At 41.3% G+C, this 14,649-nt stretch carries 15 protein-coding genes and 1 pseudogene; 9 read left to right on the top strand and 7 right to left on the bottom strand.

What is annotated here, in order from left to right:
• Positions 1 to 27: 27 nt before the first annotated feature.
• Positions 28 to 777, bottom strand: coding sequence for a hypothetical protein (locus E0H94_RS15785; RefSeq protein WP_131327376.1), 750 nt, complete (start codon positions 775 to 777; stop codon positions 28 to 30).
• 241 nt (positions 778 to 1,018) lie between these two features.
• On the opposite strand from E0H94_RS15785, the gene E0H94_RS15780 reads away from it, so the two are divergent.
• Positions 1,019 to 1,519: a DUF1877 family protein gene (locus tag E0H94_RS15780; RefSeq protein WP_131327375.1), complete on the top strand. Its 501-nt coding sequence runs from the start codon at positions 1,019 to 1,021 to the stop codon at positions 1,517 to 1,519.
• Positions 1,520 to 1,592: 73 nt separating this feature from the next.
• Here E0H94_RS15780 and E0H94_RS15775 read toward each other — a convergent pair whose 3' ends face one another.
• Together E0H94_RS15775 and E0H94_RS19015 are read right to left on the bottom strand one after the other, a co-directional pair.
• Complete coding sequence (locus E0H94_RS15775) at positions 1,593 to 2,315, bottom strand: outer membrane protein OmpK (protein WP_131327374.1); 723 nt, start codon at positions 2,313 to 2,315, stop codon at positions 1,593 to 1,595.
• Positions 2,316 to 2,766: 451 nt separating this feature from the next.
• A pseudogene (locus tag E0H94_RS19015) lies at positions 2,767 to 3,340 on the bottom strand (hypothetical protein); the annotation flags it as partial.
• A gap of 241 nt (positions 3,341 to 3,581) precedes the next feature.
• Between E0H94_RS19015 and E0H94_RS15760 the strand changes: the two are divergent.
• The 5 genes from E0H94_RS15760 (at position 3,582) to E0H94_RS15740 (ending at position 7,950) form a co-directional block, all read left to right on the top strand.
• Positions 3,582 to 3,959 carry an HPF/RaiA family ribosome-associated protein gene (locus E0H94_RS15760; protein WP_131327372.1) on the top strand — a complete coding sequence of 126 codons (378 nt, stop codon included), beginning with the start codon at positions 3,582 to 3,584 and terminating at the stop codon, positions 3,957 to 3,959.
• Positions 3,960 to 4,100: 141 nt separating this feature from the next.
• Positions 4,101 to 4,643, top strand: coding sequence for an ankyrin repeat domain-containing protein (locus tag E0H94_RS15755; RefSeq protein ID WP_116759148.1), 543 nt, complete (start codon positions 4,101 to 4,103; stop codon positions 4,641 to 4,643).
• Positions 4,644 to 4,658: 15 nt separating this feature from the next.
• The gene (locus tag E0H94_RS15750; RefSeq protein WP_131327371.1) at positions 4,659 to 5,429 is read left to right on the top strand and encodes a transporter; all 771 of its coding nucleotides are present in this window, start codon (positions 4,659 to 4,661) and stop codon (positions 5,427 to 5,429) included.
• Positions 5,430 to 5,446: 17 nt separating this feature from the next.
• On the top strand, positions 5,447 to 7,267 hold the full coding sequence (gene dsbD / locus E0H94_RS15745) for a protein-disulfide reductase DsbD (RefSeq protein ID WP_131327370.1): 1,821 nt from the start codon (positions 5,447 to 5,449) through the stop codon (positions 7,265 to 7,267).
• Between the two features lie 2 nt (positions 7,268 to 7,269).
• Positions 7,270 to 7,950, top strand: coding sequence for a glutathione S-transferase family protein (locus E0H94_RS15740; protein WP_131327369.1), 681 nt, complete (start codon positions 7,270 to 7,272; stop codon positions 7,948 to 7,950).
• 16 nt (positions 7,951 to 7,966) lie between these two features.
• Here the strand turns inward: E0H94_RS15740 and E0H94_RS15735 are convergent, their stop codons facing one another.
• Positions 7,967 to 9,166 carry a GGDEF domain-containing protein gene (locus tag E0H94_RS15735; RefSeq protein WP_205679308.1) on the bottom strand — a complete coding sequence of 400 codons (1,200 nt, stop codon included), beginning with the start codon at positions 9,164 to 9,166 and terminating at the stop codon, positions 7,967 to 7,969.
• Between the two features lie 237 nt (positions 9,167 to 9,403).
• Between E0H94_RS15735 and E0H94_RS15730 the strand changes: the two genes are divergently transcribed.
• On the top strand, positions 9,404 to 9,970 hold the full coding sequence (locus E0H94_RS15730) for an FMN-dependent NADH-azoreductase (RefSeq protein WP_131327368.1): 567 nt from the start codon (positions 9,404 to 9,406) through the stop codon (positions 9,968 to 9,970).
• 56 nt (positions 9,971 to 10,026) lie between these two features.
• Here E0H94_RS15730 and E0H94_RS15725 read toward each other — a convergent pair whose 3' ends face one another.
• On the bottom strand, positions 10,027 to 10,938 hold the full coding sequence (locus tag E0H94_RS15725) for an alpha/beta hydrolase (RefSeq protein WP_131327367.1): 912 nt from the start codon (positions 10,936 to 10,938) through the stop codon (positions 10,027 to 10,029).
• 159 nt (positions 10,939 to 11,097) lie between these two features.
• Between E0H94_RS15725 and E0H94_RS15720 the strand changes: the two genes are divergently transcribed.
• Positions 11,098 to 11,535 carry a DUF2147 domain-containing protein gene (locus E0H94_RS15720; RefSeq protein ID WP_131327366.1) on the top strand — a complete coding sequence of 146 codons (438 nt, stop codon included), beginning with the start codon at positions 11,098 to 11,100 and terminating at the stop codon, positions 11,533 to 11,535.
• A gap of 66 nt (positions 11,536 to 11,601) precedes the next feature.
• Here E0H94_RS15720 and E0H94_RS15715 read toward each other — a convergent pair whose 3' ends face one another.
• Positions 11,602 to 11,952, bottom strand: coding sequence for a Spx/MgsR family RNA polymerase-binding regulatory protein (locus tag E0H94_RS15715; protein WP_131327365.1), 351 nt, complete (start codon positions 11,950 to 11,952; stop codon positions 11,602 to 11,604).
• A gap of 475 nt (positions 11,953 to 12,427) precedes the next feature.
• Entirely contained in the window at positions 12,428 to 13,246 is an 819-nt protein-coding gene (locus E0H94_RS15710) for an exodeoxyribonuclease III (RefSeq protein ID WP_131327364.1), read from the bottom strand.
• A 40-nt stretch (positions 13,247 to 13,286) separates the two neighbouring features.
• Between E0H94_RS15710 and pyrE the strand changes: the two genes are divergently transcribed.
• Positions 13,287 to 13,937, top strand: a complete 651-nt coding sequence (gene pyrE / locus E0H94_RS15705) for an orotate phosphoribosyltransferase (protein ID WP_131324326.1) — start codon at positions 13,287 to 13,289, stop codon at positions 13,935 to 13,937.
• Positions 13,938 to 14,649: the final 712 nt, after the last annotated feature.

Genomic DNA, 14,649 nt, shown 5'->3' with positions numbered 1-14,649 from the left:
AGGAAAGCCTCTGATGAGGCTTTTTTATTATTTAGCTTCTACTTTCAGGTACGTACCACTGGCTGAAACATTATGCCCAAAGCCACAGCCTGATGTATTTTGCTGTTCCTCTACCACAATTTGCGGTCCCTGCTGTGGGTGTGAGGCAAACTGCAAATCAATCTGACAATCTTCATAGTGGTACACGGCATGTTTCTGATTTAACGGCATTTCTACATCAAAGTTGCCGAGGTTTGGTCCATAAATTAGACCGCGTAACCCGAAGTAATAGCCTTCAAATTCAATTTGATAAGTATTTTTTAGTTTCTTTACGGTGATGGAGTCCCATTGTCCGAAACCATTTGCACGGACATAAGTCCCTGCTAAAGAGGATGAAGGTTGCATCTTAAGCAATTGGGATAAATTAAACTGGCTCATTTTAGAATCAGGATTGCGTAGAAACCATGCCTGTGCCCAAAGGGGTCTGCCCAGTTTGGCATAGGTCAGCCCGACATTATTGTTGGCGATTTCGATCTCACGATCTGTAACATTAACACCACTCTCTTCGGCATTGATTTGGCAAAAATGTGACCAAGCCGCCTGATCTTCAAATTGGGTTAGGGCTTTGGCATATTGTTTTTGGTCATAATATTGCTTACCCAATCGAGCGTATTGTTTCAGCTTGCCACAGCCTTGCTGTAATTCTTGTTCATAGTTCCATTCCGCAGCCTGAGTGCTGGAAAATGATAGAAAGACACTTATTGTGCAGCCAAGTGCTAAAATTTTAAAAATATTCATTGTTATTCAAATAGAAGAATAGAGTCAGGCTTATTCTACGGCAAACTGTATGAATTGAAATCTCCAAATGCTTGTAGCGAAATGGCCTTTATCAATACAGCGAGTTTTGAATAAGACCAACAGAAATAAAATCGTTTGCTTCTGAGGTTACAAACTACTGTTGAATTGACACATTTTAGCGAGTGTTTTGCCGTAAAAATCGAGCTAAGCTAATTTCAATAAATATAAGAAGGTGCTCATCATGGACGCGTTTCTTTTTAGCATTGCCCCGAATGATTTAGAAAATTTGATGCTTGATGCCTACAGCATGAAGGATATAGAGCATGCGCCAAACTTACAGCAACAGATCGATTTGGGGAAACTATGGCCAGTGTTGGATCTGGTCTTGAGCCAACATAGTTCAGCAAGTTTGAGTTTGCATGATTTAATTTATGCGGAATATCCCATCTCAGAACATCCAAAATTAAAACCTGTTGCACGTTATAACCCTGCGGTCCATGTGATGGAATTAACGCAGGCACTCGAACAAATTAGCACGGAAGATTTGCAAAAATATTGTCGGCAACACCGTCCTACTTCCGATGTTGCTCAGTTATTAGGAAATAACACGGCTGAGTTGGATCAAGCTGAATTGACCTTATTACTGACCCAATTAAAAAGCTTTTATCGCAATGCCATGCAACAGAATCATGCGGTGATCAGTCTCATTGCAGAAAATTTACGTCCAAAGCGCTTAATTTAAACGGTGAGACTTTTCATTTAGCCATAAAAAAAGCAAGACTAATGTCTTGCTTTTTTAACGTCTATTTAACCCATTAGAAATGGTATTTAATTAAGGCACTGACGTTATTTTCATCTTTACCCGAAATACCGTATTTGTTGTTCCATACTGACCATTCAGCACCGAGGTATAAACGTGTGCTTGGAGAAATGTGTTTACCCACATTCCATTTCCACTGCGAGGTCCAGTTCATTTCACTCGCGTGATCGCCTTTTTCAGCAGTTGACCAGTCCAAGAAACCATCAACCAAGAAGTCTTCTGAACCTAACTTAAATGGCGCACCATACACCAAAGTCATTTGGTAGTCATCTTTTTGCACATCATTGTCAGCTTTGTAGAGGTTGACTTGTGCATATTGGAAATATGGAATCGCTAAATCTACACCAATACCATATAAATAGTTATTGAAGCCTTCACCACCTTCCCAAGTGGTTGCAACCAATACATCTTTAATTGGTCCAAGCTCAAGTTTTTGACCAGAGACGGCACCAAGGCTCAAACGCGGTGAAGCTTCGAAATAAGTTTCGTTGCCACTCACATCGTTATTGGTACGGTCAGCAAAAGCGAAAAAATCACCATATTGCAATTTTGCTGCGTATTCAAAAGTTACCGTACTTTGCTCGTCTTCACGTGCAATCAGTTGGTAATCTTCACCATATAAACCCGTGATACTAAAATCTTGCCAGATTGGCGCTGCTTGAGTAAAAGTCGCAGCCGTAGCCAATGCACACGTTGCTGCAATTTGAGTCAGTTTCATTAAAAATATCTCCCCCGAGAAAGCGTATAAAGGATACAGATTCTTTAGCAAAAATAAAGCCAAATTTGACCAATAATTTAAAAAATCAGCCATTGAAATGTAGATGGAAAAACGCTAATCAATGTCATTGAAAATATTGATAATTTTACCAAATGGTATATGTTTTATTGGTTTTTTGCGGATGTAAAAATACGATTTAAATTTATTGGGTGTTTATTCAGTAACATAAAAGTTTTATGAGACAAAGATTTGCACCGATTCTGTGAAAAATAATTAACTGAATGGTCAATTGTGGGGAGCTTTGAGTCGAGTGAGAGCATATATAAAAAGGGACGTCGGGTGGTATTCTATTGTGCACTGAGGTGAACAATCTTTAAGGCACGATTATGCAATAAAACTAATGAATACAGACTTGTTCATGTGATTGAATATAATCTAAAACTTTTTGTCAGGCTTTAAAGCGCCCTGAATGACCAAGCAAGCGGCCATGCATACCCATCGAGAGCACTTGAGGACGATGTTCCGCTTCAGCAGATAAAACATCAAAAGAATTTTTTAAATACTGGAACAATTGCTCACTGGTACTAAAACCATTGGCAGCACTGAATTTCACATGATTGCTATCCAGCGTATAAGGAATAATGAGGCGCGGGCGACATTCACCTGCAGTATGGGTCAATGTGATCCAGAAAGGTCATCATCACTATAGTCATCACTGTCGTACTGGATCTGCGGAAACTCAGCCCGTAATGTCGTGTTTGAGGGCTATCTCGTCTGGTCTATCAACCGAGAAGAGGGTAGCCAAAAATTTCTGATCAAAATTGTTCCGAACCTGCATCTCCATGCTCGATTTGGTTTTCTCCACCTTCTTCATAATTTAGTACGCACTGCACTGCAATACGGGCCTAATGTGGCCATGCAGCATCAGGAGAATTTGGCCATGGATAGCCAATTAAATGACGGGAATAGCGTGCGCTACGTATCGAGTTGATGAGTTCTTGACCATGCAAGTAAGGAGTTGTCACAATTGGTTATCCTTTTGATAATTTTTTTAAAATAGCACTTGCATATTTTTGAGTTAAGCCCGATATTCAAAGGACAAGGACACGATTCTGCAGACTCAAAAGTGTTCATCATTTCAATGAGGAGATTGGTTCCAAAATTGATTCAAGATGTTCGAATGCTGTGTAAACAGCAAGTTACAAGCGTGCCAAGATAGAAAAGTTTTGCACAAAAAAGATTCAGATAAATAAAGAGGATGAGATTATGAACATTGAAATCCGTACAGATAAAAACATTCAAAATAATGATCGTTTAATTAGTTATGTGCGTGCAGAACTGAATCAAGAATTTCAACGTCATAGTGAACGTATTACCCATTTCTCCGTACATTTAAGTGATGAAAATGGCGTAAAAGGCGGCGATGATGATATTAAATGTATGATTGAAGCACGTCCAGCAGGATTAAAACCTGTGGTTGTGAATCATAAAGCTCATAATGTGGATACTGCCTTTCATGGCGCTATGGATCGTTTGAAACGTAGCCTTGAGCATCTGTTTGAAAAAAGAGAAAATCCCCGAGGTGGGCAATTAGAATTTGCGGATGCTGATGCAGACAAAGATGTAATTGATGATGAAGATTGAGCTCAACTGATTGAGCCTAAAATAGAAAAAAGCCCTGCGGGGCTTTTTTATATGAATTAAAAACTTTAGATATACATTTACCTAAAACAAATGACCGAGAATTCGGCATAATATTCTAAAACTGATGAAAGAGTATGTTCCATGTTAACAGCACAACAACAAGTCTTTGTGCAGGCGATAGAAGAATTAGACCTGCCACAAGTACAACATCTTTTGGCTGGTGGTTTAGATCCAAACTTTATTGATGCTGAAAAAGGACCTGCTGTTTCCGTGTGGTCGGATGGTTTATTTCAATGGTGGGAACATGTCAGCGAAGCCTATGAAGCAGGTCAAGGACTCAGCGAAGAACAAAAACAGCAAGAATTAGCCGTTCATTTGGATATTTTGGAAGCCTTAATTCAAGCCAAAGCTAATTTTCATTTATGGGACAGCGAAGAGTTGTATGGCCCACTTTGGGATGCCGCAAGTTCAGCATGTGTACCTGCTGTACAGCGTTTGTTGGCTATTAAGGTTGATCCAAATACCCGTGATGAGCAAGGGCTGACGATTTTATCTTCAATTAGTGATTTATTTTTTGATTGTGACTTTGATGAAATTAACTGGGGTGAAGCCTTGCCTGAAGAGCGTCAAACCCTAGAGCTATTGCGTAGTCAGGGTGCAAAAATGTCGAAAGAATTGGCTTAATCACCGAGGCAAATTATGAAAAATTTACAACAATGTGGCGTATTGGCACTAACCCTTGGTGCGGCTTGTCCAGCTTTTGCGGCAGACTTTTCTTTTGATCGACCAGGTTCAGGCCTTGGAACAGGGATTACCCCTGTTGGGCAACTGGCTTGGGAACAAGGTTTACCGAGCGCGAACTATGAAGAAAGTACGGTCAATGGTGTGCAGCAAAAAACGACCACGCTGAATGCCGACATGCTACTTCGTACGGGGATAGCACATAACTTAGAATTACAACTGGGTTGGCAAGGTCCTTCTTGGAGTCAGGTTAAGCAAGCGGGTAAAACGGTTGATGAAGACGGTTTAGGTGATGTGAGCATCGGTTTAAAAAGTGCAATTGATTTGAACGATGACAACTTGACCATGGCCGTGCTTGTGGAAGCGGTGTTGGCAACCGGGAATGACGGTTTTACCGCAGAAGATGATATTTATGCCTTGGCAACAGCCGTTTCTTATAAACAAAACGACTTGGTCGACACGTCGATTACCATGCGCTATGAAGTCCAAAATGGTGATTGGGCTGTGACGGCAATCCCTACGATTGGCTATAAACTTTCTGACAAATGGTCTGGTTTTTCTGAATTTGTATATCGCAAAGCAGAGAGCCAACATTATGAATATTCACTGGGCTCGGGGGTTATTTATGCGTTGAATGACCGTACTCAGTTCGATGCCAGTGTTGGTGTGGTACTCAGTGGTGCAGATAAAAGTTATCAATCAGGTTTAGGCGTTTCATACTTATTCTAAGGGTGTCAGTCTTGTTTATGGAAAAGTCTCTGCTGCTTTCAAAATCTTATGGGCGCAGTGTGCTCGGGCTGTGTGCTGTTTTGTTGGCATTCTGTTCAACCTTCCTGCATGCGCAGCAAGCCTTATTATCTGCCGAAGAGGCTTTTCCTGTTCAAGTCGAATCTGTAACTGCACAGGAAGTGCAGTTACATTGGAATATCCCTGAACATTATTATTTGTATCAGCATAAATTTGAGGTGCGGCAAGGTCAGCAAGTCTTACCATTAACATTACCGCCAGCGCAAGCTTTGCATGATGATAACTATGGTCAAACTCAAGTCTATTATCAGCAGGTACAATTTAATGTGCCAACGCAGGCTTCACAAACCTATCAAGTGACTTGGCAAGGTTGTGCCAAAGACCGTATTTGTTATCCACCACAAACCATTGAATTTAAAACCGATGCAGATGGTTTGGTGGCCTTACAGAACCAAACGGTCGCTCCCAAACGGTTGTTAGATTTAAGCGCGAATAGCAATACTTTTTCTGCCGAAAATCCAGATACCTTAGATCAGAACCTTTCAGCACCTGCACAACAAACGGCGCAGGACCAACACTGGTCTACACAATTAGCCGAGCGCTCACCGATTTACGGTTTATTGCTGTTTTTAGGCTTGGGTATTTTGTTGGCATTTACCCCTTGTTCTTTACCCATGATCCCAATTCTCAGCTCCTTGATTGTACGTGATCGGCGCGGAGTTAAAGCATGGATGATTGCTTTGGTGTTTGTATGCAGTATGGCGATGGTCTATGCCGTGTTGGGTTTGGTCGCCTCTTCGGCAGGGTTGAACTTTCAGCGTTGGTTACAACAGCCCTCAACTTTAATTGCATTTAGTTTGCTGTTCGTGGTGTTTGCGCTCAATTTATTTGGATTATTCGAATTACGTTTGCCACATGCAGTGGTACATCGTTTAGATCATTGGCAGTCGATGCAAAAAGGCGGTAGCCTGATTGGCGCGGCAGTTATGGGGATGATTTCAGCTTTGCTGGTCGGCCCTTGTATGACGGCACCACTGGCAGGCGCTTTGCTATTTATTTCTCAAACCCAGAATCAGTGGCAAGGTGCTTTACTGTTGTTTACGCTGGGTTTTGGTATGGGCCTACCTTTATTGCTGGCCAGTATTCTTGGGGCTAAAGCCTTGCCAAAAGCAGGTTTATGGATGAACCAGATTAAGGTGTTATTTGCCTTTCTGATGTTGGCCTTAGCGCTTTATTTTATTCGCCCCTTGCTTTCAGAAGGCTGGATGCAGAGTTTAAGTCTGTTATTGGGTCTCAGCTTTATCGGTTATGCGCTGTATCGTGCCCTATGGCAACAATCGCCTTTACGGCCATTATATCTTGTGATTCTGCTGTTGGTGGTGCCTTATGTGCTGTATAGCCAATATCAACAAAGCCAGCGTTTCTTCGTAGAACAGGGGCAACAACAGATGCAGTGGCATGTGGCGCAAACCGCCGCAGAGTTTCAGCAGATTCTGGCACAAGCTCCGAAAGATCGGGCCATTGTGATTGATGTTTATGCAGACTGGTGCGTGGCATGTCAGCCGATTGAGCATCGCATTTTAAAATCAGCCCAAGTCCAGCAAGCACTCAGTCCATACACGCTGATTAAGTTGGATTTAAGTCATTACGATGCCAGTCATCAACAATTATTGAATCAATGGGATATTTTAGGTCCACCGACCTATTTATTTTTGACCCCTCAACAACAGGAAATTCGCGGACTCCGTTTAACAGGAGCATTTAGCGAAGCTGAGCTGTTACAACAATTAAAACAATTCGGACAAGATCTAGGACCTTAATCATGTTAGAGCTTTATATTGCCAATAAAAATTATTCCAGCTGGTCGATGCGTCCTTGGTTGGTGCTCAAAGCCTTTGAAATTCCTTTTCAAGAGCACATGATTTATTTTGATCGCGAACGTTCCGTTGGAGCATTTAAGCAAAAATTATTGGCCATTTCGGACCATGCCAAAGTCCCGATTTTGTATGATCAAGAGATCAAAGTATGGGATTCTTTGGCCATTTGTGAATATTTGGCAGAGCAATATCCTGAGTATGCGCTTTGGCCCAAGGATAAAGTACAACGTGCCAGAGCCAGAAGTATCAGTGCAGAAATGCACAGTGGCTTTAGCCAATTAAGAACGCTCTGTGGCATGAATATTCGGGCGCAATTGGCAGAAGTGGGTCAACGGCTTTGGGCGGAAGATAGCGAGTTAAGACTGGATGTAGCACGCATTGAGCAAATTTGGGCAGAGCGTCCCGATCCTGATGCTTTCCTATGTGGGGCGTTCAGTATTGCCGATGCATTTTATGCGCCTGTCGTGATGCGATTTCAAACCTATGCTTTACCCGTGTCTGCATCGAGTCAGCGTTATATGCAAAGCATGTTACAACATCCTGCAGTACAGGCTTGGGTTGAAGCAGCCATGGTGGAAGGGCGCTGGGTCAATTATTTGGAAGCCTATCAAACCGAAGCTGAGTAAGTGAGAATAAAGACAACTAACTGACAGACACCACGTTTTCCACTTGCGCTTGGAAAATATGCACCTGATTACGTCCAGATGCCTTGGCTGAGTATAGGGCTTTATCGGCTTGGGTCAGTAACTGAAAGGGCGTTAAAGGAAATTGTGCAGTTGAAATTCCAAAGCTGGCAGTCAGTGCAATACGGCTGCCATGATCGTCCTTCAATTCTAAATGTTCAATTGCAGCGCGACAGCGTTCCGCCGTGTGTTGGGCCTGTTCGAGCGTGCTGTGATACAGCAGCAATAAAAATTCTTCTCCTCCAAAACGTCCCACAATATCGGTCTCACGTAAATGCTGCTTGAGCAGTTGCCCGACCAGAATCAAGGCTTCATCGCCTTTGTGGTGCCCATGGCAGTCATTAATCGACTTAAAATGATCCAGATCAAGCAACACCAAGGCATAATTTTGATTTTTCTTACGTTGGATGTGCTCTAAATATTGATTCAGACTACGCCGATTATAGGTATTGGTCAGTGGATCAATTCTGCTGAGTTGTTGAATGAGCTGTTCACGATTGCGCCATTGACTGAGTAGAATTTCAAATAAGATCAGACAAATCATGACCACAGGGGTAATGAAATACAGCATGCTTCCGACCCAAAATGCATTGGCGTAGGCATCATTGGGTAAATTGAAAATGGGGGCGTAAGGCAACCTGCCATGTAAACTCAAATAACCACAAACAAATAAATATACAGTTGAAGGAATTAAGGCGCTGTAAACAATTGAACGGGGAAATAAAATTAAACCGACCGTGAGTAAACTGACAAAAGAGCTTAAGGTTGCAGGGCTGAGTACGCCAATTAGATAGGCATCTCGGCATAAAGAGGTAATAAAACACCACACGGTAATATAGGGCACAAAACGTTTGACCCAAGCTTGGTGTTGCCAGTAAACGCAGGGATAAATCAGGCTACTGAGTACAACGATAAAAATCAGATTCAGTACAATTTGTTGTTTAATTAGTCCTACATTGGTCATGCTCCATAGGCTGGGGTTCAACCAAATAAAAATTTTCCAGAGCATCCAAATCAGATGGGTCACACAGCCTAAAATTAACATCAGAATACATTTATTCAAGGTATTCCAGTTCATGACCACCCCATATTCAAGCAGAATTTTCTTGAGTCTATGTTGAAGCGAGGCTGGAGATGGAGGAGGTGAGTTGGTCGTCATTGATTTTTATTCCCTCAAGATCAACAGTTCCTTTGTTGTTTTAAAGCGAGAATTATTTTTGCCAACCATAGCATAAATTTTAATCAAACTTTTGATTGCTTTATATTTCTCTTTTTCAGGGAGATTTAAATTTGTTCTAAAAATAGAACATAGTGTATTAACAGAAGTAATTATTCTATTTTTATAGATGACCTAAACTTGCTTCTATTCCAAGAGAGCAAAAATTACGGTGGCATCATGAAAGTTTTACATATCGACTCAAGCATTTTAGGTACAGCCTCGGTTTCACGCCAGTTGAGTCAAGCGATTGTTGAGCAATTACAAGCGAAGCACGACAATATACAGGTTGAGTATTTGGATTTGGCAGCACAGCCGATTCCACATTTAACTGCAGAAATCTTAATGGGCCAAAATGCTGAGCAAGCAGTTTTAGGTGAGCAAATTATCCAGCAGTATTTAGCTGCAGATGTGGTCGTTGTAGGTGCAGCCATGTACAACTTTGGTTTGGCTTCAACCTTAAAAGCATGGATTGATCGTATTAGCGTTGCAGGCAAAACCTTTAAATACACTGAAAATGGCCCTGTTGGTTTGGCTGGTAATAAACAGGTCTATATTGCCAGCAGTCGTGGTGGTGTCTATGGCGACAATAGCCCTGCGGATTTCCAAGAAGGCTTTTTGAAAACCGTGTTTAACTTTACTGGTGTCGAGCAGGTAGATGTGGTGCGTGCTGAAGGTGTCAACATGGGTGAAGAACTGAAAAATAAGGCCATTGAAGCCGCTTTGGCACAGGTCAAACTCATTTAAGTTTGAAGGCTTAAAAACAAAAAGGTCAGCATGTGCTGACCTTTTTTTATGGCATGTTAGTTTTTATCGAGGCGGTGCGCGAATGCGGCTAAATCGGCTAAAGCTTGTTGGGCTTCTTCAAACCAAGCACTAAACATCTGAAAGTTATGCCACATCCCCGTATAAATTTTAAATTCAACTTGAACGCCTGCGGCCTCGGCTTGTTGCTTGAAGCGTTGTCCATCATCCATTAAAATTTCTTTAGAACCGACCTGAATCAGTGTCGGCGGTAAACCCGTCAAATCATCAAATAAAGGTGAGACGCGTGGATCACCACGATCAATGTCCGCAGGTAAATAGTAATCAATGCCCGCTTCGAGGGCTTCAATAGAAAGTAAGGCATCATGCTTTTGGTTAAAGCGCAGCGATTCACTGGTCAGGGTCAAATCTAAAAATGGCGAAAGCAAAATTAAGCCGCTGACCTGTTCGAGTTGTGCTTGACGGATTTTAATGGCCAAAGCAACTGCAAGGTTTGCGCCGCAAGAATCGCCCGATAAAATAATATCTTTGGCTAGAATGCCTTGATCCAGCAAATTTAAATACATCTCAAATAAAGCATCAATTGCTTCTGGGAAGGGGTGTTCTGGTGAGAGCGGATAATCGACATGTAACACCTGCATTTGTGTCCGTGCTGCGATCTGGCTCAAAAATGCACGATGCGTATTCAGTGAACCGAGAAAAAAAACCCCACCATGAATATGAAAAATGAGCTGGGTCGATTCCTGTTGCGGTTTGAGCTCTTCAGCATGAAATTGCCCTAAACGTAAAGGGCGAACTTGGACATCTGCCTGAGTTGGGAAAATTTTACAGAGTTGTTCTAAGCTATGGCGCAGCATATTCGGGGGAAGATTGTATTGGCTAGGCGTGCGGATGGTCGTTTTTAAAAGGCTTTCTGTAATGAATTGTTTCCACGGTGCTGAAATCTTCATGGTTGTTCCATTTTGTTATAAATTATGCCTAAATAGTGGTCTATTTACCCAAAATAATTACAAGGGTACACTAAACAGTCACATTCAAGAATTGCAAATTTGCTGTGGCTTTACAATACTGAAAGACGTCTACAGAACAGACTAGGGAAATCAACAAAAATGAAAAAGATTGCACTTGCATTAGGATTGCTCGGATTCACCGTACTTGCCAATGCGGCTGATCCGTTAAATGGTACAGTTTGGAAAACCATTGATGATAAAACTAAGCAACCGCGTGCGGTTGTGAAATTTACTGAGCAAAAAAATGGTGTTTTGACTGCCAGTATTCAAAGTATTTTAACGGCGGGCGAAGAAAATGCCTGTAGTAAATGCGAAGGTCCATATCACAACAAATCATTGAAAGGTTTAACCATTGTTCGTGGTCTAAAAAATGCTGGTGGCACGAAATATGATGAGGGTACAATTTTAGACCCCAAAAATGGCAAAACCTACAGCTTAAAAGGTGAACTGACTTCGGGTGGCAAAAAGCTTGAGCTTCGTGGTTATTTGGGTGTAGCGGTATTAGGACGTAACCAAACTTGGGTGCGCGTCAACTAAAGCAGTAAAGAGATGTGAAAAAGCCTGATAGATGATCAGGCTTTTTTTATAATCAACATTGGTGCCTTAAGCTGAAATTGCTCGATAGGCGGCTTCATCAAAACCGACAATATAGCCTTGTGCGGTGTGTAAAACAGGGCGTTTGATTAAACTAGGCTGTGCCATCAGCGTTTCAATCAATTGGTCTTGTGAAGCTAGAGCAAACTGTTGTTCCGCTTCCGTGAGTTTACGCCAAGTCGTCCCTTTCTTATTTAAAATGAGCTCTTGCCCGATGTGTTCCAACCAGACTTTAAGCGTTTCGGCATCAATCCCTTGCTTTTTATAATCATGAAATTCATAGGTCAAGCCCAGTTCGGTCAATAGATCAAAGGCTTTTTTCATAGAGCTACAGTTTTTAATGCCATAAATTTTAAGCATGCAGAGTAAATTCCCGAAGATAATGATTGAGCATAGGGTAAACAAAAAAATCGGCTTTCTCTAGCATTGTTGGAAAATTAGGCGAAAGATGCAGATGTCATGGGCATTGTCATCGAATTGCAATCTAAACTTGGCATGCTATGTTCATGAAGAACAAGAATGTTAAAACAATTAGAACATCAGCGCTTAAATAAAAATAAGTAATAAAAAAGAGAAAACCCGCATTTAATCATCCTGATTATGCGGGTCTCATTACAACGTCCATTGTCACATCCTTGAAAACAAACTCAAAACGAGTTGTGTTTTATTCCATCCTACGGCTTCCTATCCCTTTGCTGTCATCCTGACATGTCCCTGTGCCGTGCCGCTATGATGCCGTTTCTGACCTAGGATAAAAAGACCACAAATACGTCATGTGCTGTGAGCAAAAAGATAATATTGAGTGAACATTTGTTCACTCAAATAAACCAATTCATTAAATTTGATAGTCGATAATGACGGGTGCGTGGTCGCTGAACCATTCATCTTTATACACCCAAGCATTGACTGTGCGTGACTTCCAGTCAGGTGAGCAGGCTTGGTAATCAATACGCCAACCGACGTTCTTGGCACGGGCCTGTCCTCGATTCGACCACCAAGAATAAAGTTCAGCTTCTTTACGGACTTCGCGGAAGGTATCGACATAACCCAGTTCATCATAAATATGATCGAGCCAAGCCCGTTCATGCGGTAAGCAGCCTGAAGATTTTTGATTGCCCGACCAATTTTTAATATCAATGCGTTTATGCACAATGTTGTAGTCACCACACACAATGATCGATTTATTTTCAGCGCGCCATTGTTTGAGAATCTGTTGATAATTTTCCAAAAAATGATCTTTGCGTGCTTGCGCTTCGTCACCTGACGAACCTGAAGGTAAATACAAAGAGCAAATATGTACGGGTTGATCTAAACCTAAATCGAATTCCGCACTAATAAAACGTCCTTGAGAGTCGGCCAGTTCAAAACCTAAACCATCTTGGACTGACACAAAGGGTAAACGGCTATAAATGGCCGTGCCTGCATAACCCGCACGTTCCGCAGGGAATAGATGTGTATACCAGCCTTCAGGTTTAAATTTATCGGTCCATTGTGCATGAGTGATGCGGCTTTCTTGCATACAGACCACATCGGCATCGGACTGTTCTAACCATTCCAATAAGCCTTTGGTCACCGATGAACGTAAGCCATTTACGTTAATTGAAACCACTCGTAAAATTTTTTGATCACTTGGGTAGCTACTCTTTGGTATCATGCGCAGTCATAACCTCAATGTATGAATTTCGGAGCACCTCATGTCAACGCCAGCTCAATTTAACCCACAAGCATTTATCGAACTCGCTTTATCACGTGGTGTGCTTAAATTTGGTGAGTTTACTTTAAAATCAGGTCGAGTGAGTCCTTATTTTTTTAATGCAGGTTTATTGAATGATGGTGAGGCTTTATCACTATTGGCTTCTGGTTATGCAGATAAATTAACCCAGTGTGATCATGTCGAAGTAGTGTTTGGCCCTGCATATAAAGGGATTCCTTTTGTAGCAGCAACGGCTGTAGCATTGTCGCAAAATCATGGCGTGAGTGTGCCATGGGGCTTTAACCGTAAAGAAGCCAAAGACCACGGTGAAGGTGGTGTGTTGGTCGGTGCATCGGTTGCAGGCAAAAAAGTCTGGATCATTGATGACGTGATTACCGCAGGAACAGCGATTCGTGAAGTGGTCACGATTCTAAAAAATGCAGGTGCACAAATTGCAGGTGTGTTGGTGGCATTAGACCGTCAGGAAAAAGGTCAGGGTGAATTATCTGCAATTCAGGAAGTACAAAAAGAATTAGAAATTCCTGTACATGCCTTAATTACCATGAAAGATTTAATGAATTATTTAGATGCCAAAGGTGAAAGCGAAGCTTTGGCGAAAATGGAAGCTTATCGTGTGAAATACGGTATTTAAGTTTAAATTAATGGTAATAAAAAGGAGGCTAAGGCTTCCTTTTTTCATTTATCAGCGGATTAAATGGTTGAGCAGATCTAATTAAATTTGTAAAAAATTGGTTACATAATAGTCGTGGAACATGAAGAATCATGAAAAAGCCGCTCTAGTGCGCTGAACCCTAGAACGGCTTTGACTAAAATATTGATGCTTATAGGAAAATTTCAAGCATTACGTATAACGTGCATTATGTTAATTTTAGATAAACTAAAAAAAGATAACCTAAAACAATCCCCAATTTCTGCAAACAATTCTTTGGATAAGAAGTGGCCAGCTAAATCTTTTTGAGACAGGTTAAGGTCTGACTTAAGTAAGACCAGTAACTCTCGATCACTAGATTTACATCAACAAATTCAGATAGCTTATTTGCAGTATCTAGTTGTTTACGCAGTGCTTTATATTCAGAAATCAGCATATCCTTTTTTTGTTTGATCTTAGCTTCAATAATACATTTCAGAAGTTGCCGTAGTGTTTTCGCATTTTGGATAGCCCTCTTCTCAGAGCAGCACATCAAAACCTATCTTTGCACTAGAGTGGTTGGAGAGTAGTAAATACCATAAAACGCCTTTAACAAGCTTACAGAGCATTCTGTAGTTATATGGGTTTCTATATAAGAATTTGATTACTGTAGAAAGTTTTATTATTTATACCTTTAAAATTAAAGTTGAAAGAT

Source organism: Acinetobacter sp. ANC 4173, from assembly GCF_004331255.1.
Classification (GTDB): Bacteria; Pseudomonadota; Gammaproteobacteria; order Pseudomonadales; family Moraxellaceae; genus Acinetobacter.
Note: the sequence above shows the minus strand (reverse complement) of the source record. Positions and strands in the feature narration are given on the sequence as shown.